The sequence below is a fragment of the Paenibacillus oceani genome (genome assembly GCF_014705615.1).
In the GTDB taxonomy this organism is placed as follows: Bacteria; Bacillota; Bacilli; order Paenibacillales; family NBRC-103111; genus Paenibacillus_AB; species Paenibacillus_AB oceani.
Genome location: NZ_JACXJA010000020.1, coordinates 118,375 through 135,771 on the forward strand (window position 1 = coordinate 118,375; position 17,397 = coordinate 135,771).

14 protein-coding genes are annotated in these 17,397 nt (G+C 54.6%); 10 read left to right on the forward strand and 4 right to left on the reverse strand.

Annotated elements, in window-relative coordinates; genetic code table 11:
* The first annotated feature begins 213 nt into the window (after positions 1 to 213).
* Positions 214 to 2,583: an endonuclease MutS2 gene (locus IDH45_RS16090; protein WP_190929145.1), complete on the forward strand. Its 2,370-nt coding sequence runs from the start codon at positions 214 to 216 to the stop codon at positions 2,581 to 2,583.
* 104 nt (positions 2,584 to 2,687) lie between these two features.
* Here IDH45_RS16090 and IDH45_RS16095 read toward each other — a convergent pair whose 3' ends face one another.
* Positions 2,688 to 4,166, reverse strand: a complete 1,479-nt coding sequence (locus IDH45_RS16095) for a hypothetical protein (protein WP_190929146.1) — start codon at positions 4,164 to 4,166, stop codon at positions 2,688 to 2,690.
* A 290-nt stretch (positions 4,167 to 4,456) separates the two neighbouring features.
* Between IDH45_RS16095 and IDH45_RS16100 the strand changes: the two genes are divergently transcribed.
* The 9 genes from IDH45_RS16100 to IDH45_RS16140 all read left to right on the forward strand — a co-directional run bounded on the left by IDH45_RS16100 (position 4,457) and on the right by IDH45_RS16140 (position 14,911).
* Positions 4,457 to 5,206, forward strand: coding sequence for an IclR family transcriptional regulator (locus tag IDH45_RS16100; protein ID WP_190929147.1), 750 nt, complete (start codon positions 4,457 to 4,459; stop codon positions 5,204 to 5,206).
* Positions 5,207 to 5,840: 634 nt separating this feature from the next.
* The gene (locus IDH45_RS16105; protein WP_190929148.1) at positions 5,841 to 7,151 is read left to right on the forward strand and encodes an ABC transporter substrate-binding protein; all 1,311 of its coding nucleotides are present in this window, start codon (positions 5,841 to 5,843) and stop codon (positions 7,149 to 7,151) included.
* Positions 7,152 to 7,380: 229 nt separating this feature from the next.
* Entirely contained in the window at positions 7,381 to 8,049 is a 669-nt protein-coding gene (locus IDH45_RS16110) for a tetratricopeptide repeat protein (RefSeq protein ID WP_190929149.1), read from the forward strand.
* 122 nt (positions 8,050 to 8,171) lie between these two features.
* Positions 8,172 to 8,852, forward strand: a complete 681-nt coding sequence (locus IDH45_RS16115; protein WP_190929150.1) for a PspA/IM30 family protein — start codon at positions 8,172 to 8,174, stop codon at positions 8,850 to 8,852.
* Positions 8,853 to 9,113: 261 nt separating this feature from the next.
* Entirely contained in the window at positions 9,114 to 9,533 is a 420-nt protein-coding gene (locus tag IDH45_RS16120; RefSeq protein ID WP_190929151.1) for a DUF350 domain-containing protein, read from the forward strand.
* A gap of 99 nt (positions 9,534 to 9,632) precedes the next feature.
* Positions 9,633 to 10,097 carry a hypothetical protein gene (locus tag IDH45_RS16125; protein ID WP_190929152.1) on the forward strand — a complete coding sequence of 155 codons (465 nt, stop codon included), beginning with the start codon at positions 9,633 to 9,635 and terminating at the stop codon, positions 10,095 to 10,097.
* 243 nt (positions 10,098 to 10,340) lie between these two features.
* A complete protein-coding gene (locus IDH45_RS16130) occupies positions 10,341 to 11,726 on the forward strand; it encodes an MFS transporter (RefSeq protein WP_223836708.1) in 1,386 nt (461 codons plus the stop codon).
* A 71-nt stretch (positions 11,727 to 11,797) separates the two neighbouring features.
* Positions 11,798 to 12,718 carry a cysteine synthase A gene (gene cysK / locus IDH45_RS16135; protein WP_190929153.1) on the forward strand — a complete coding sequence of 307 codons (921 nt, stop codon included), beginning with the start codon at positions 11,798 to 11,800 and terminating at the stop codon, positions 12,716 to 12,718.
* A gap of 648 nt (positions 12,719 to 13,366) precedes the next feature.
* A complete protein-coding gene (locus IDH45_RS16140) occupies positions 13,367 to 14,911 on the forward strand; it encodes an MATE family efflux transporter (protein WP_190929154.1) in 1,545 nt (514 codons plus the stop codon).
* A 592-nt stretch (positions 14,912 to 15,503) separates the two neighbouring features.
* Here the strand turns inward: IDH45_RS16140 and pgsA are convergent.
* From pgsA to IDH45_RS16155, 3 genes are all read right to left on the reverse strand, one after another.
* On the reverse strand, positions 15,504 to 16,091 hold the full coding sequence (gene pgsA / locus IDH45_RS16145) for a CDP-diacylglycerol--glycerol-3-phosphate 3-phosphatidyltransferase (protein ID WP_190929155.1): 588 nt from the start codon (positions 16,089 to 16,091) through the stop codon (positions 15,504 to 15,506).
* Positions 16,092 to 16,129: 38 nt separating this feature from the next.
* Positions 16,130 to 16,750 carry a pyridoxamine 5'-phosphate oxidase family protein gene (locus IDH45_RS16150; protein WP_397327075.1) on the reverse strand — a complete coding sequence of 207 codons (621 nt, stop codon included), beginning with the start codon at positions 16,748 to 16,750 and terminating at the stop codon, positions 16,130 to 16,132.
* Positions 16,751 to 16,860: 110 nt separating this feature from the next.
* Complete coding sequence (locus IDH45_RS16155; protein ID WP_190929157.1) at positions 16,861 to 17,391, reverse strand: GNAT family N-acetyltransferase; 531 nt, start codon at positions 17,389 to 17,391, stop codon at positions 16,861 to 16,863.
* Positions 17,392 to 17,397: the final 6 nt, after the last annotated feature.

Below are 17,397 nucleotides of genomic sequence, written 5' to 3' on the forward strand. Positions count from 1 at the left end.
TATGGCAGCTGCATCCGTCCGAATGGCGGCGATATCGGTGCACCCTTTATTTTTGCCCTATCTTGTCGAGCTATGTAGTCCAATTATTGGCGGCGACCGATTGCGTCCGGTGGATAAAATAGGTCTAACCGTTCGTTCAATAGCTAATCCGGAACGCTTCGGATATAATAACTAACATACAGGTTTCGCGGATGGGAAGGAGTTTGAACGGTTTTGAACCCGAAAGTACTGCATACGCTTGAATATTATAAAATTCGTACGAAATTGGCGGATCACGCCGCTACCTCGCTTGGCAAATCGCGCGCCGAGTCGGTCGAACCGAGCTCGGACTTCGAAGAAGTCAAGAGGCTGCTGAAGGCGACGGACGAAGCCGTCAAAGTAGACCGGCTAAAAGGGGGCGCTCCGTTCGGCGGAATCCGGGACGTACGGGCGGCTCTGCATCGGGCCCGGATCGGCGGGACGTTAAATCCGGCCGAGCTGCTGGACATCGCGAACACGATCGCCGGAGGCCGGAAGTTGAAACGCTTTTTGCAAACGATGGACGAGCATGAGCCGATCCCTTCTCTCGTAGAGGCGGCGGAACCGGTTAGTGAGAACCGGGCCGTCGAGGAGAAAATCAAATCGTGCATCGACGATCAGGCGGATGTTCTGGACAGCGCCAGTCCAGAGCTGTCCCGAATCCGCAGCGAGCTGCGCACGAGCGAATCGCGCGCCAGAGAAAAGCTCGAGCAGATGATCCGGACGCCATCCATTCAGAAGATGCTCCAGGACGCTTTGATCACGATGCGCGGGGACCGTTACGTCATTCCGGTCAAGCAGGAATACCGCGGCAGCTTCAGCGGCGGGATGATCCACGATCAGTCCGCGTCGGGCGCTACGCTGTTTATCGAGCCTGAGGCGGTAGTGACTTTGAATAACAAGCTGCGCGAGCTGAAGCTGAAGGAAGAGCGCGAGATCGAGAAAATATTGATCATGCTGACCGGCTTCGTCGCTGAAGCGGCGGACGAACTGACAGTATCGGTCGAGGCACTGGGCGAGCTTGATTTCGTATTTGCCAAGGCGGGGCTGGCCCGGGAATTAAAGGCGACGCTGCCGGTGATGAACGACCGGGGCTTTCTCAAGCTCAAAAAAGGGCGTCACCCGCTGTTATCCCCCGATCACGTCGTGCCGCTGGACGTGGAGCTCGGCAACCAGTTCGCCTCGATCATCGTCACCGGCCCCAACACAGGGGGCAAGACGGTTTCTTTGAAGACGATCGGTCTGCTCAGCCTGATGGCGATGACCGGCATGTTCATTCCAGCTCAGGACGGCAGCCAGATGTGCGTCTTCGACGCGATCTACGCCGATATCGGCGACGAGCAGAGCATCGAGCAAAGCCTGAGTACATTTTCCAGTCATATGACCAATATTATATCCATTCTGAAAGGAATGACGCCGAAAAGTCTCGTTCTGCTCGATGAGCTCGGAGCGGGGACCGATCCGTCGGAAGGTTCGGCGCTGGCGATCGCCCTTCTCGAATATATTCACCGGATCGGCTGCCGGGTCGTGGCGACGACGCACTACAGCGAGCTGAAGGCGTACGCCTTCGAGCGCAAAGGCGTCATTAACGCGAGCATGGAGTTCGACGTGCAGACGCTCAGTCCAACGTACCGGCTGCTCGTGGGCGTTCCAGGCCGAAGCAACGCCTTCGCGATTGCGGAACGGCTCGGACTGCCCCGCCCGATTCTCGAGATGGCACGCGGACATGTCGACGAGGACGATCGCCGGGTGGAGACGATGATCGCTTCGCTCGAAGCGAACCGGGCTACGACCGAAGCCGAGCGAAGCAAGGCCGAGCAGATGCGCGCCGAGGTCGAGCGTCTACGTAACCAGCTGGAGGATGAGCGGGAGAAGTTCCGCGAACAGCGCGATAAGCTGATGGCCAGAGCCGAGGAAGAAGCGCGAGGCGCGGTAGCCAAGGCGCGCAGCGAGGCCGAGGAAGTAATCCGCGAGCTGCGGCGGCTTGCGCTGGAGGAACGCGGCGCGGTCAAGGAGCACAAGCTGATCGACGCCAAGCGGCGTCTCGACCAGGCGGTGCCGGAGCTGAGAGATAAGCGCGCCGTGCCGAAAGCGGCTAAGAAACGTGCGGAGACGATCGGCATCGGCGACGAAGTGCGGGTCGTATCGCTTGGCCAGAAAGGTCACGTCGTCGACATGCACGGCGAGACGGAAGCGACCGTACAGCTCGGCATTTTGAAAATGAAGGTGAACAAGTCGGATCTGGAGCTGATCAAGCCGGCGCAGGATGCAAAGCCGGTGCAGCAGGTAACGGCAAGCGTCAAGCGAAGCCGGGACGAGAATATCCGGACCGAGCTCGATTTGCGCGGCAGCAATCTGGAGGAAGCAATGATCGAGACCGACCGGTTTCTGGACGAAAGCTTCCTGAACGGATTCGGCCAAGTGTATATCATTCACGGCAAAGGCACCGGTGTTCTGCGCACCGGACTTCAGGAATATTTCCGCAGGCACAAGCACGTCAAAAGCTACCGGCTGGGCAATTACGGCGAAGGCGGAGCGGGCGTTACAGTAGTCGAGTTGAAATAACCGGCAATGAGCGCACAAAGACGCCTCCTGCTCCCTTCTTAGGTGAGTATGGAGGCGTCTTCTGCATAAGAACATAAGACAAGCTGGCGGACCATTCTGAGTCTCTAGATCGACCGGAAGTTTTCGATCCGGTGGAACGTTATATAGTTGGCGTTATGGAAGTTGTGCGCTCCGTTAATCGCCGTTCTCGAAGCGACCAGGATATCGTCCCCGTTGAACAGCCAGTCCACGTACTGGAATCCGACCTTTTTGCAGTCTTCCGGCCACCCGTTATGCTCATAATCCAAAATATCAGCCGTGATGTGCCAATGCTCCAGATCTTCGGAATGAACCAGAGTCAGAATGTTGCGTTGCGAGATGCTCGGGTTTGTTACCCGGTTAACCAACGACCAATATTTCGACGATTGTGCATCCCAATAAACGGTGAATTTCGACAAATTGCCGTGAAAGTCGATCACTTTGCCGAAAGAAAGCGAACGCTCCGGATGGTCCGTATCGGCGTACAACATAATGGCACGGCCGTAATTAGGCGTGCCCCCGTTAGTCTGGTAGCGAAGCAGGTTGACGAGCGTTCCGTCGGGCTTCACGACCGCATTGCCTTCCAGCAGTCCGGCCAGGTTGCCGCCGCCTACGGAGCCAGGCCAGTTCACATCGTATTTGAGGAACGGCATCGTCGTCCAGCTCGCGGGATCGAGCAGATCCGCATCCGCAGGGGCCGAGATGAGACCCGATGCGTGCGAGCCCGTCGTCCACGAGCCGTAGTCGATTGCCGTCCACAGTCTCCCCTTGTACTCGATGACCGGCATCGGCGCCTTGTGCGGTCCGCCTGCTTCCCGGCTTCCGGCCGGAATGATGACAGTCGGCTCGCTCCAGGTCGCTCCCCCGTCGTCCGAACGGCCGATCAGCAATGCTCCGTACTCCGTGCTTGTCGCCAGCATATAAAGCCGGTTCCGGTGCAGGAACAATTTCCCCCAGAAACACGGATACAGGAAGTTAACGAACGCCCACGTCTCCCCATCGTCCTCGCTGCGGCAAATAACCGACGTATTCTGCCCTTCATTCCCCCAATAAATGTCGTGCGAAGCAAGCAGCACTCCGTTCTCCAGTCGGACGATCGAAGGGCTGGCAGGCGACCGGCCGGAAAACCCGTACGTGTAGTCCTCGGGATGAATGTAATTAACTACAATCCCCGGCACAACACCCGGACGGAACAGGCGAACCGGGCTGGACGATGCCGTTGCGGCACCTCCATCGCCGATGCTGTCCGTACGGGTAACCCATACTTCGTAATCCTGGTCGTTCTCCAGACCCGTGATCGTGATGCGTTCGTCCGAGGCGGATAACGGTACATGCACCGCGTCATCCTGTCCCCGCAACCGGTATGTAAGCGAATACGCATGTCCGGTAACGGCGCCCGAGGACGGCGCGAAGTCTTTCCAATCCACGCTCAAGCGGCGATCGCCGGGGGCTAGCCGCATAATATGAACGCTGCCATACGCCTTGGCCGACGGGGCGGCTGTTTTGTATAAATCTCTGGGGTCGGAATAATTCCAGCCTGAGTTGGCTGCATTGGTTCGATCCATGAGTACACACTCCTAATGTTTGTTTTGTTATGTTCTCTAATTAAGAACAATGTTCATAAAACTTCTTTCGGATCTAGCATAATGGAAGATGCTGCCGTTAGCAATACTTTTTTACCGACATTAAAAGTGCGGCAGGCCATTTGTGATCAACACTGAAAAATTACGCAAAACCACTTTGATAAACAGGACATCTTCCTATAAGATAGAGGTAGGAATGAAACCGGTCCCGTGCTAGGATGCGGCACGAACAGCTTCCCTTCCCTACTATTTGTGGATACGAGGTAACGATGATGGCAGAAGAAATCAAAGTGAAATCTTTATATAAAGCTCTTAGAATCCTCGAGTGCTTTAACGTCCATAATCCGGAGCTCGGCATAACGGAAATCAGCGAGCAGCTCGGCCTGTACAAAAGCAATGTGCACAACATCGTCGATACGTTCGTCAAAGCGGGTTATTTGGAGCAAAATCCGGAAAACGAGAAGTATCGGCTCGGGATGAAAATTTTGGAGCTCGGCAACGTGATTTCAAGCAATATGAATATTCGCAAGCTGATGCTGCCCTACATGCAGGAATTGGCGGATTACACGAACGAGACCGTTTATTTGGGAATGCCGAGCGAAGCGGAAGTCATTTACCTGGATTCGTCTTCTCCCAAAAATCAGCTGTCCACACGGTCGATGCTTGGCGTAAAGGCTCCGCTGTACTGCACGGGGATCGGCAAAGCGATGCTGGCTTTTTTGCCGGAGATCACGGATTCGCTATGCGCCAGAGGCCTTCGTAAATATACGGATCATACGATTACAGATCCGGCAGAGCTTCAGGCCGAATTGACGGCGATCCGAAGCCGCGGCTACTCGATCGACAACATGGAGCACGAGTACGGAATCAAATGCGTAGGGATGCCGATTCTGAACAAGAAGAGACAGCTCGTTGCAGGAGTTAGCGTATCCGGCCCTTCGTTGCGATTTGACGATGACAAGATTCGGGACTACGCCTTGAAGCTGGGCGAAATTGTACGGGCGATCGAAGAGAAGGTCTGAGGCGGCCATGTCAAACAGTAAGTTAAAAAGGGGCGATACGGTACCGGAAGCGGATTTTTTCCTGCCGTCGGCTGTCCAGTAACGCTCCTCCTTCAAGCCAAAAACTAAATGTTGTATTAGCGAAATCGATGTGATAAAGTGAAGCTGACTACAACTTATACGGAACCCCGTTCTCCCACTGAGAACATAATGGTGAAACGGCTATATTTTTTTAATTAACAAAATGAACAATGTTCTTTATTATAGAACATTTTGGGGGTGAGAAAACGGTTAACCGGATACGGTATGGAAACTGACGTATATGGACTGATCTGTATTTTGGATACTGACCCATAAGTACTGACGTGTATGAATATTGGCCTATCTGGATACTGTCGTGTATAGATACTGACCCATAGGTAATTGACGTCGTATAGAAACTGTCATATGCAGCTTAAATGCAGCCATAGCGAAGTGGCTTTATCCCTTTCCTCCAATATGTAAGCGCTACCGTTTCTGTAATTTTCGAAAGAAGTCGGGATGCCGCCTGCCGACAGGATGTTAAGGATGGAATCGCGTAAGTGGTACGATATCGTTTTATTCTTCCCTCCAGTTTATTCTTATCCCACCATTATGAGATAAAGGGGACGTTACGATGCGGAATTGTACAGCGAAGCTTCTGCTTGCGGGGATGGTTGCGGCAACTGGACTATTGGGCGGGTGCGGCGGAGGACAGAAGGAAGCGGCCGGGGATATTCCAGACCCGGTCAAAGCTCCCGATCCGGTTACGTTAAAGTTTTATACGAGGACGGTACTCGACGATTATGAGAAATACATCAACCAGTATGTCAAAAAGAAATTTCCCCATGTGACTTTGCAGGTGGTGGAGAACAAAAAGGGCAGCACGATCGAAGAACTGATCGCCATGAACGATATTCCCGATATTATATGGGAAGGGGTTACGAATCTGCAGTCTGTCCTGCCCCTGGAGATCGCTCAGGACCTCCGGCCGCTGGCGCAGAAGCACGGGCTTGACTTCGGCGTATACGATTCGAAGCTGGTGGACAGCATCAAGTCCTATTCCAAAAACGGCGAAGTGTATTATTTGCCTTATAACGTGCTGGCGTTTGCGCTCCACTATAACAAGGATATTTTTGATAAATTCGGGGTTCCCTATCCGACGAACAATATGACCTGGGACGAAGTGATCGCGCTAGGCAACAAATTGACGCGTACCGACGGCACGGTTCAATACGTCGGACTTAAGTCGCCGATCAATCTGAACCGTCTGCAGATGCAGGCTTCCCTTCCCTATGTCGATCCGAAAACGGAGCAGGCCCTTGTGACGAGCGAAGGGTGGAAAGAGCTGTTTGAGACGGCGAAACGGATGTTCCCGAACCCGCTGCCGGCTCCGATCAAATCGCTGGGCGATTCGAGGAACGAGTTTACGACGGCCAAGACGCTGGCCATGCTGCCCGATATTTTGCTTCTGCACAATACGGACATGGCAAAGCTGGAGAGGGAAGGATTCAAGTGGGATTTCGTCACGTATCCGACCTTTAAGGATAAACCGAACGTAGGCCAGGGGCTGTTCTCGGACGGATTTATTTTGACCAAGGGCAGCAAGCATCAGGATGTGGCGTTTCAAATCGTTTCCTATCTCAGCACGGACCCCGAGGTTCAGCTGGGAGCGACGAAAGATGGCAGAATCACCGGTCTGAAAAAGGAAGAGATCCGCAAGCAGGCGTTCGCCAACAATGAGCTGGCCAAAGGCAGAAACACGGCGGCGCTGCTCGGCCAATCGTATCCGGTTCCGGCCCCGTCCAGCGTATACGACCGTGATGCCGCAAGCCTCGTCAACGGAAAGTTGCTTGCCTTTATCAACGGAACGCTGGATGTGAATACGGCTTTGAGAGAAGCGCAGGATCTGGTGACCAAAAAAATCGCGGAGAAAAAGTCGCAGTAACCAATGCCGATCGAAAGGAAGCTGCGGCTCCGACTGCGGCATCGTCCTATACGGTTCAAAGAAGCCTCCGGGCTTCTTTTTTCTGTCTGCAACGCCACCCGCCTGTCGGTCAGCCCCCGGATAGATACAATTTTTACAAAGGTATAAACTGATTTGCGCCGGCTCTTCGGCCGGGTCTGTATTCGGCTTCTCCGTCTTATGTTAGAATGGGAGAAGATGGAGGTGGATCATGAGCAAATTTTTCTTGTTCGCGTTGTTGTGGTGGCTTGTAGGCAATCCGTTTTTGGCGCTGATCGTCCTGCTTGTCGTCTTGTACTTCATAGACCGGAGATTCATCGGACTCTCCCCCAGCCTGACCGCGCCCTTGCGCCGCAACCGGCGGCTGTCCCGCCTGAAGCGCGAGCTGCTGGTGTCGCCGCACAATGCGACCGGCAAGCTGGAAGCGGCCCGATTGTATATAGAGAAAGGGAAGTATGCGGAAGCGCTGGAGCTCCTGGAGCAGGTCAGCTCCATCTACGATTCGGCCGACGTCGTGTATGAGATCGGACTGTGCAGGCTGAAGCTGGGGCAATTGGAAGAGGGCGAGAGGCTGATTTTGCAAAGTCTGGAGTCGAATCCGAAAGTGAAGTACGGAGAGCCGTATCTAAGGCTAAGCGAGGCGTTCGCTCCGGTGAAGCCGGATAAAGCGATCGGCTACCTGGAGCAATTCCGCGGGATGAACTCCTCTTCCAGCGAAGGGAGCTACAAGCTCGGACGGATCTACGAACGGCTCGGACACCGGGAGGAAGCGAAGCGGGCTTACTCGGAAGCGCTTCTCGTCTACAGGGGACTGCCCCGTTACAAGAGGCGGGCGGAACGGCGGTGGGCGTTCTTATCCAAATGGCGACAAATTTTTTGAAGAAAAACCGATCCGTTTTGAAACTTCTTCGCGCACGCCACGTATGAAATGGGTGTAAACAACGCGTTGATTTCCAATCGAATGTAAAGATGAACCTATAAACCCTGAGGAGGAACCAAGAGATGGGAATTTTCAAAAGATTGCGCGATTTAACGATGGCTTCGATCAATGACTTGCTGGATAAAGCGGAAGATCCGGTTAAAATGCTCAACCAATTTCTCCGCGATATGGAAGAGGATATTTTGGAAGCCGAGTCTGCGGTAGCGAAGCAGATCGCGATAGAGAAAAAATTCAAGCAGCAGGCCGATGAAGCGGAAGATATGGTCAACCGCCGCACGGAGCAAGCGATGAAAGCTCTCGAGCAAGGCAACGAGGAGCTGGCCCGCAAAGCGCTGCAGGATAAGAAAGAGCATCAGACCCGCTACGACGAGATGAAGCGCCAGTACGACATCGCCAAGACGAATGCCGACCAGCTTCGCAGTCAGCTTGCCGAGATGAAAGACGAATTCAACAAAATGAAAAACAAAAAAGACCTGCTGGTAGCCCGCGCCGAAGCGGCCAAGGCGCAAAAGCAGATCAATCAGGCGATGACGGGCTTCGGCACCGACAACGGAGCCAAAGGCTTCGACCGGATGACCGAGAAAGTGCTCCAGATGGAAGCCGAGGCGGAAGCGAGCAAAGATATCCGCAGCTCCAGCCGCACGCTCGACGACGAGTTGGCTCAGCTCGACAAATCCGGCGGGGTAGACGACGAACTTGCGGCTCTGAAAGCCCAAATGGAAGCGAAGAAGCGTCAATCCTGATCCGACGCCTCGACAAAAGAGACAGGTTTCTTCCCTCCGCAAGGGGATACAAGGGAACCTGACCGATACACAATCAGAAAATAGTGCGGAACCAGCGCATGCGGAATCGGCCTTCAGGGCCGGTTTCGCGTTGTTCTGCGTCTTTTTCAAATATATCGGAAAGTATGTCTTAGAAGTGGCTCCAAATCTTGATAAATGCCAGCGTCAAAGACGCCTGCAGGCGTTTATTCTTGGCCATTTCGGGGAAGGCGGTTGATTCTGATGAACGAAGAGGTGGATGTTTTGTTGTCGAATCCGTTTTTGGAAACGCTCGCTTTTTTCTCCGTCGCCGTGTTGGCCTTAGTCGTGTTTTTGGCGATATTCGAATTCGTCACGAGATATAACGATTGGGAAGAGATCAAAAACGGCAACTTGTCGGTAGCGATGGCGATCGGCGGTAAAATTTTTGGGATATGCAACATATTCCGGTTTGCGATCATGAACAACGACTCGATTTTGCACTCGCTCATCTGGGCCAGTATCGGTTTTGTGCTGCTGCTCGTGGCGTATTTTATTTTCGAGTTTCTGACTCCCGTGTTCAAAATTGATGCGGAAATCCAGAAGGATAACCGGGCCGTCGGCCTTCTGGCGATGATTATTTCCATCTCGATGTCTTACGTAATCGGCGCAAGCGTGGTGTGACTATGAAATACTTATGGGGAACGTTACTGGCGCTGTCGCTTGCGTTTCTCGCCGTAGGCGTTTATTATTTCGTTAAATACGCCTGATGGGGGAATGGTCATGAGCGACAATCCCGCCGCGGTATGTCCGTGGTGCCAGACGGAGATCGTCTGGGATGAAGAGATCGGTCCGGAGGAGACTTGTCCGCACTGCTTCAATGAGATAAACGATTACCGGAGTCTGCATGTCAAGCTGGACGGTGACGATCTCGAGCTGCTCCCGGATTCCGACGATGAGGAACTAACCGAGCTGAACGCCTATGAGCTGTCGGTCAAGAAACGTCTGGAGCAGCAGGAGGACGGGATGGAATGTCTTCGCTGCCATGACGAGATGGTGGTGGCCGGCGAGATGAAAGTAGGCGAAGGGCAGTTTGTGCCGGTACAGCCGTCCGGCGAAGCGCCCGCTTTTCTGAAGCCTCCGTTTAAGCTGAATATGTTCGTATGTCCGTCCTGTTTTCAAGTATCCTACTCGTTGTCCGATGAGGACCGGGTCCGGCTCGTTAATTCGTGGTCGAAAGGATCGTAAGGCCGCGAGGCGCCCGCTTCTTTGGAAGCGGGTTTTTTGTTTTGTCCGGTGCGGTTGCAGGCTTGCCGTCCATTCCTCACGGAGCGCGGATAGCGGCAACAGGCTAATTTTTTTTCCGCTTTGGGGAACGTTATAAGAAGCCGCAGACGCCTGGCGTTATATTCAAGCTGGACAAGCAGAGGCAGGAGACTGACGATGCCCGTTCCACTTGCAGGTGGCAATTTGAGCATATAGGTGAGGCACATGCAGCTAGATCGACAGCGTACCGGGGAGATGGCCGTAACGGGCGGCGAAGCGGGAGGGGTCGGTCCCTTCGGGACAAAATCGAAGGAAAAGCAGGGTAGGTACTTCCGAGACCGGGATCGGGATCAAGGCCGGGATACGGATAACGATTCGAGCCGCCCCGCCGGCGGCAGTTCGAATCAATCGTCGCAGGCGTTCGATTCTCAAACGTGGCTGCTGCTGATCGTCAATACGTTGTTCGGAGCAGCCAATGCGTTGTCAGGCACGTTCGTTAACGTTTATTTATGGAAAGCCAAAAATGATTTTGCCCTGATCGGCTGGTTCGCTTTTTTTCACCAGGTATCGATGGCGCTGACGTTTTGGCTCGCAGGCAAATGGGTGAAGGAAGGAAATAAGATGAACAGTCTGCGGCTTGGCGTAGCCGTTGCCGCTCTCTTTTATATGATCGTGCTGCTGCTCCAGCAGCAGGCTGTCGAATACGTATGGCTCCTCGGCTTGGTGCAGGGGATGTCTTCGGGGTTTTTCTGGCTGGCGTTTAATGTTGTATACTTTGAAGTCACATCGGCCGACAACCGGGACCGGTTCAACGGATGGGCGGGCCTGCTCGGCTCCTCGATCGGGATGGTCGCTCCCTGGATATCGGGCTGGCTCATTACGAGACTCCCCGGAACGAACGGCTACCGGCTCATCTTTGCCATATCGCTGGCCGTTTTCGTCGTCGGTGTGGTCGTCAGTTTTTTTCTCAAAAAGCGGAAGGTGGCCGGAACTTACGAATGGGCGCACGGGTATCGCACCCTGAAAGACCCCGAGAGCCCTTGGAGAACGGTATTTGCCGCTTTAATCGCTCAGGGGGTGCGAGAGGGCGTATTCGCCTTTTTGATCGGCTTAATGATCTACATCGCCACCAGCAACGAGATGCAGATCGGCAACTTCTCGCTGATTACGTCTGCGGTGGCGCTCGTCAGCTTTTACGTGGTCGGCAAATGGCTGAAGCCCCCGCACCGCAAAGGGGGAATGCTGATCGGGGTCGTGTTTATGATCGCCGTCATTTTGCCTTTTTTCTGGCAGGTGAGCTTTACGACGCTACTGCTGTTCGGGATCGGAACGTCGCTGTTCATCCCGCTGTATACGATTCCGATGACTTCCTCCGTATTCGATATTATCGGCCGGGACCGCGACAGCTCCGAGCACCGGGTCGAATATGTCGTTCTGCGGGAGCTTGGGCTGAACGTGGGACGAATAGCCGGGACACTCGTCTTTATCTTAGTCGTGTCCTGGACGACGGCTCCTCAGGCCATCAATTGGCTGCTGCTCGGAATCGGCAGTTCGCCGTTGTTGGCATGGCTGTTCATGCGCAATAAGCTTGTCGTCCGTTCAAATCAGTAAATCCCGATAACGATACCATGAATTATATGATATAATAGACGTACATCAGAAATGGGAGGCACGTACGTCACATGAAACCGAAGATGGTGCAGAGCGTAACCGAGCTGATCGGCCAGACGCCGGCGGTCCGTATTAACCGGCTGACAGGCGAAAATGACGCGGAAGTGTATGTCAAACTTGAGTATTTCAATCCAAGCGGAAGTGTCAAGGACCGCGCTGCTTATAATCTGATCGCGCAAGCGGAGAAGGACGGCAGGCTGAAGCCCGGCGCGACGATCATTGAGCCGACAAGCGGCAATACCGGGATCGGGCTGGCGATGAACGCCGCGGCCAAAGGCTACCGCGCCATCCTGATCATGCCCGACAATATGACGAAGGAACGGATCAACATCCTGAAGGCGTACGGAGCGGAGGTCGTCCTGACGCCGGCGGCCGAGCGGATGCCGGGTGCAATCCGCAAAGCGAAGGAGCTGCACGAGCAAATTCCGGACAGCTTTATCCCGCAGCAGTTCGAAAATCCGGCCAATCCGGATATTCACCGGGTAACGACGGCCTTGGAAATTATCGAGCAGACGGAAGGCAGGCTCGACGCATTCGTCGCTACGTCCGGAACGGGCGGGACGATTACCGGAACCGGGGAAGTGCTTCGCAAGCATATTCCGGGCATCCAGATTTACGTTGTGGAGCCCAAAGGCTCGCCGGTGTTGTCCGGAGGGCAGCCGGGACCGCACAAGCTGGTCGGGACGAGCCCCGGATTTATTCCGCAAATCCTGAATACGGACGTCTACGACGAGATCGTGCAGGTAGCCGATGAAGACGCGCTCCGTACGACGCGAGAGCTGGCGGCGCGCGAAGGGATCTTGGTAGGGCCTTCGGCCGGAGCTTCGGTATGGACCGCGCTTCAGGTGGCCCGGAAGCTGGGTAAAGGCAAGCGGGTGTTGTGCATCGCTCCGGATACCGGAGAGCGGTATTTGAGCATGGATATTTTTTGATGTGGTCGAACGACTGCCGTCATGCGATGGATAAGAGTGGTTTGCACCCTTTATTTTGTCCGAAACTGGCTTGGACGGGGAAATAAGAGCGGTTTGGGACTACTAAAATCGGCAAAAAGGGTGCAGACCCCATGAGTTGTTCGAAATAAGGGGGGCAAACCGCCTCTATTCGCTTCATTTTTTGGTTTCAGGAGAAAATAGAGGGTGCCAGAAACTCTTATTCTGTGATATAGCCCATATGCAATACACTTATCCGCGTGAGCCGAACCGGAAAGCTGTTTATGGGCCGCATCGGAAGTTATGTTGCGGACACGAATAAGGGCGGGCGGCTGGAGCTAAGGTACCCATTCCCCCCCTCGCGCACCCTAGAAGAACGAAGCGAAGACCGGTAGGACTCGGGTGTCCGTAACTGCCGGTCTTTTTTGTGGTTCAGGGATCGTTTACGGTTAAAAAGGAGAGGGACACATGCCGCTCGAGTGACATATTCGCACCGCGAGCGCGCTACCGACCTCTCCAAATCCCCGAAAGTAAAGACGAAGTGGAGCCGGACAGCTTCACCCAAATTCATTTTGGTCCGGTCTGCTGACGTCTATCTGTGGTATGATGGAGAAAATCGATCCTATCACAGCGAAACGAAGGTGTCCAGAAATGAGCACGGAAACCGAGCGTCAGCGGCAAGGGCAGCCGGCGGCGCACGAGGCGGAGGCTGAAACGGCTGCGGATACGGATTCGGCACGCCGTCCCGATGCGCCGGAGACGCCCGGCGGTTCGCCGGATGCGGATGCGGATGCGGGAGCGGAAGCGGAGAAGGCGGCGGACGCCAGTCCGCGCAAGGCGGACGGATTTCTCGTCGACCCGGATGATCCGAAGGCGGTGCGTCAGTCGATCTTCCGGCTGGCCGGTCCGTCGCTGGTCGAGATGCTGCTGACGAACTTTACTCAGATGCTGAGTATGATTATGGTCGGGAGGTTAAGTCCCGAAGCGGTGGCTACGGTTGGCTTGACCAACCAGCCCTTTTTTCTTTTGCTGGCGTTATTTATGACATTAAACGTAGGGACGACGGTCATCGTAGCCCGCTCGATCGGGGCGGGCAAGGTGGAGGAGGCGAACCGGGCGGCGGGACAGGCGTTTTTGCTGAATATCGTCCTGTCGGTCATCACGATCGCCTTCAGCTATATGTTCGCGGGCGAGCTGCTCCGGATGATGGGGGGTTCCGAGGAAGTGGTCGAGCATGGCTTGACCTATGCGAAGATCGTATTTCTCTCCATCGGCTTTACGACGATCTCGATGTCGCTGACCGCTACGCTGCGCGGGGCGGGGGATACGCGGACGCCTATGAAAATCAACGTGTTTGCGAACATACTGGTCGTTCTGATCGGGTTTCCGCTAATTTACGGGCTGGGGAGCTTTGCCGGTCTGGGCATTACCGGAGCGGGGATCGCCACGATCACCTCGCAGTTCGTCTCGATGGTCTGGGTGACGGGTGTTATGTTCAGCGGCAAATACAAGGTCCGGCTATCGCTTCGCCATCTGTTCCGGCTCGATAAGGAGATGATCGCCCGCATTTGCAAAATCGGCCTGCCTTCCGCGCTGGAGCAAATCATTATGCGGCTGGGCATGCTGATTTTCGTCAAGGTGGCGGCGAGTCTCGGGACGATGGCGGTGGCGGCGACCCAGATCGCCTTCAGCATATTCGGCCTGACGTTCATGCCGGGCATGGCGTTCTCGATCGCAGCTTCCACCTTGGTCGGCCAGGCGCTCGGCGCGAGCCTTCCGGATCTGGCGGAGCGGTACGGCTGGCAGGTGCGCAAAATCGGCATGTACGTCGCCGGAGGGATCGGAGTCGGGTTTATCCTCTTCGCTCCGCAAATTATGATGCTGTACACAACGGAGCCGGAGATTATCGAGAAGGGCGCGCTGGCGATCCGGATCATGGGCTTTATGCAGGTGTCCCAGGCGACGCAGTTTATCCTCGGCGGCGCTCTTCGCGGGGCGGGAGATACGAGGTATCCGCTGTATTCGACGTTTATCGGCGTATGGGGCTTCCGGGTAGCGCTCAGCCTGCTGTTCGTATACGGCTTCAAGATGGATCTGTACGGCATCTGGCTTGCCGCGGCGGCGGACCAGTTCGTCCGTTCCGTGCTGATCTTCCGGCGCTTCAAGAAGGGAGCCTGGAAGACGGTTCGGGTGTGACGGGGATTGGTGCGGGAGCTGGCGATATGGGAGATGAAGCAAGGCTAAGCAAAGCATAGCTAGGCTAAGCTAGGCTAGGCTAGGCGAAGCAAAGCAAGGCAAGGCTAAGGCAGTCCAAGAGCGTGGTGGCTCTGGGCTGCCTTTTGTGTTGGGTATTGCGTTTCCGCGTCGTATCGTGCTAGGCGCACCTAACACACGGTAATTCTGGTGCACGGCGAGTGCGGCGTTGCAAGAAGCCGGCTTCCGGTTGCCCGTTCGGATTATTCCTTTGTCTTGTCTCTCGACTTCCATGGGCTTAGCGGAAGAGTTACTTCCTTTATTTGTCTCGTACACCGGTTTAGGCAGGCAAACCGGAAGAAATACTTCCGTTATTTTCAAGAAACTAGACGAATGAAGCTTCATTTGTAACAATAACGGAAACCATCCTTCCGCTAAAGCTCGTTTTAGCGTCCACAGTTCCAATAACGGAAATAAAACTTCCTTTATTCGCGCGATCCGCAGTAACCACGGTAACAAATGGATATTGGGAGGGACTTCCTTCATGATTTTCTAAACGATATAAATCGTTTACGCAATGAAATAGTTAGTTTCACTAAGGGACAAGCTTGAACGCGCGATAATTTGTTCTGATGTAGTTGTAGCCCGAATACACAGTGAGGATTAACGCGGCGTACAAAAGAAGCTGATCGACCGGAATGTCCGTGATAAAGCCGAACGGATAATTATTCAGTAAAATGGCGGTAATGGCTGCGACCTGAAGCACCATCTTGATCTTTCCGTAGCGGTCGGCTTGCAGAATCAGCTTGTTAGCCGAAGCGGCAATCCGGACAGCAGTTATAGCCATTTCCCGCGCAAGGATAGCGAGGGCGATCCACGGTTCTACCAGCCCTTGGCTGACCATCAGGATCAGCGCGGCAGAGATGAGCAGTTTGTCGGCCAGAGGGTCCAGCAGCTTCCCGAGCTTCGTAGTCTGGTTGTACGTTCTGGCTACATAGCCGTCTATTTTATCCGTTGCCGCTGCCAATAAGAAGATCGCGGCCGCATAGTACAGACCGTAAGAGTCGATATGCTGCAAGAGGGCGGATTTGTTGACAAGCCAGGCCGGGTATGCAGGGAAAAGCAAGCAGAAGACCGGGATTAGTCCGATTCTGGCTAATGTGATTTTATTGGCTGCATTCATAAACGGTCTAGGGCCTCCTTCCAGATATACCAACTTTCTTAATACAAACGCTGCGCATAACCTTCCCGCAGCCGCTCCTCGATTTGTTCAGCGGTAATTCCCGGAAGCTTGGCGTGGTCGGCGAGGATTTTGGAGGCGGACGGCAGCAGGCCGGACCAGGATTCCGGTTCCCACAGCCGGGACCGCTTCATCGCTTTGGCGCAATGTAGGAAGCATTCCTCCGCTTCTACCGCGATACCTAGCAGCGGCCGTTTCCCGTTTACGGCCATCGGTTCGAGCAGGTCCTCGTCCCGTATGATGCAGGCGCGTCCGTTAATCCGCAGTGTTTCTCCCATACCAGGAATAAAAAAGATCAACCCCACCCGGGGATTGGACAGCAAGTTGCGCATAGAGTCGATTCGGCGGTTGCCCGGCCTCTCCGGTATGATCAGCCGTTGATCGTCAAGCACTTGAACGAAGCCGGGGGCGTCGCCGCGCGGCGATACGTCGCAGCAACCGGAGGCGTCTGAGGTCGAGAGGACCAGAAAGGGAGAGCGGTTAATAAAATCCCGGCAATGGGAGTCGATACTGGCGATCACTTTGCGGTCGACGAGCTCGCTGGGGAAGCCGATGATCGAGCGAAGCTCCTCTTCGCTGGATACGATACGGGTATAGTTCACGGGATGCACCTCTTTCTTTTTTAAGGCAAAGCTTAAAGTTTTAAGCGAAGCCGCACCTCTCTGCTCCTAAAAACCTGCCACTTACGCCAACCTTTACTGAATCTGACCAGCTAACGCAGGGAGATCCAAAACCGTTTGACCCTATTCCCGTTTTCCTCGACATGTTCGGATTCGAATACTCCGCCGTTTTTGAGAATCGTCCTTTCCGAACCGGCGTTATCCCGGTCGCACACGACGAGGGCTTGGTCCACCCCAAGCTCTTTCGTTTTGAGCAGAGCCAGCGATAGGAGAGCCGTGGCGTACCCTTTTCTCCTCTGGGAAGGGCGTATGCCATACCCGATGTGACCTCCGCTCCGCAGAAGCTTCGGGTTCAGCCGATGCCGGATATTGACCGCCCCCACGAGATCCTGCTCCTCATTCAGCAGCCAGTAGGTCGAATGGGGAACCCAGCCCTCCTCCGTCAGTTTCTCCTCGGAATCTTGCGAGTACAGAAATTCGAGCATTGCTGCAAAATCCGACGGATCTTTCTCGACCACCCACGGGACGATGTCTTCTCCGCTCCGGACCCAGTCCTCGTAAAACTCGAGGTAGCGCTTCTGGTATTCGACCGAAGGTTTTACTAGCGTAACGGACGGCGGCATAGGATC

Bases quoted from the DNA above. Each gene is read 5' to 3' on its own strand.
- IDH45_RS16140 (WP_190929154.1), top strand. From the start codon at position 13,367: ATGAGCACGGAAACCGAGCGTCAGCGGCAAGGGCAGCCGGCGGCGCAC.
- IDH45_RS16130 (WP_223836708.1), top strand. From the start codon at position 10,341: ATGCAGCTAGATCGACAGCGTACCGGGGAGATGGCCGTAACGGGCGGC.
- cysK (WP_190929153.1), top strand. From the start codon at position 11,798: ATGAAACCGAAGATGGTGCAGAGCGTAACCGAGCTGATCGGCCAGACG.
- IDH45_RS16115 (WP_190929150.1), top strand. From the start codon at position 8,172: ATGGGAATTTTCAAAAGATTGCGCGATTTAACGATGGCTTCGATCAAT.
- pgsA (WP_190929155.1), bottom strand. From the start codon at position 16,091: ATGAATGCAGCCAATAAAATCACATTAGCCAGAATCGGACTAATCCCG.
- IDH45_RS16155 (WP_190929157.1), bottom strand. From the start codon at position 17,391: ATGCCGCCGTCCGTTACGCTAGTAAAACCTTCGGTCGAATACCAGAAG.
- IDH45_RS16100 (WP_190929147.1), top strand. From the start codon at position 4,457: ATGGCAGAAGAAATCAAAGTGAAATCTTTATATAAAGCTCTTAGAATC.
- IDH45_RS16125 (WP_190929152.1), top strand. From the start codon at position 9,633: ATGAGCGACAATCCCGCCGCGGTATGTCCGTGGTGCCAGACGGAGATC.
- IDH45_RS16120 (WP_190929151.1), top strand. From the start codon at position 9,114: ATGAACGAAGAGGTGGATGTTTTGTTGTCGAATCCGTTTTTGGAAACG.
- IDH45_RS16110 (WP_190929149.1), top strand. From the start codon at position 7,381: ATGAGCAAATTTTTCTTGTTCGCGTTGTTGTGGTGGCTTGTAGGCAAT.
- IDH45_RS16095 (WP_190929146.1), bottom strand. From the start codon at position 4,166: ATGGATCGAACCAATGCAGCCAACTCAGGCTGGAATTATTCCGACCCC.
- IDH45_RS16105 (WP_190929148.1), top strand. From the start codon at position 5,841: ATGCGGAATTGTACAGCGAAGCTTCTGCTTGCGGGGATGGTTGCGGCA.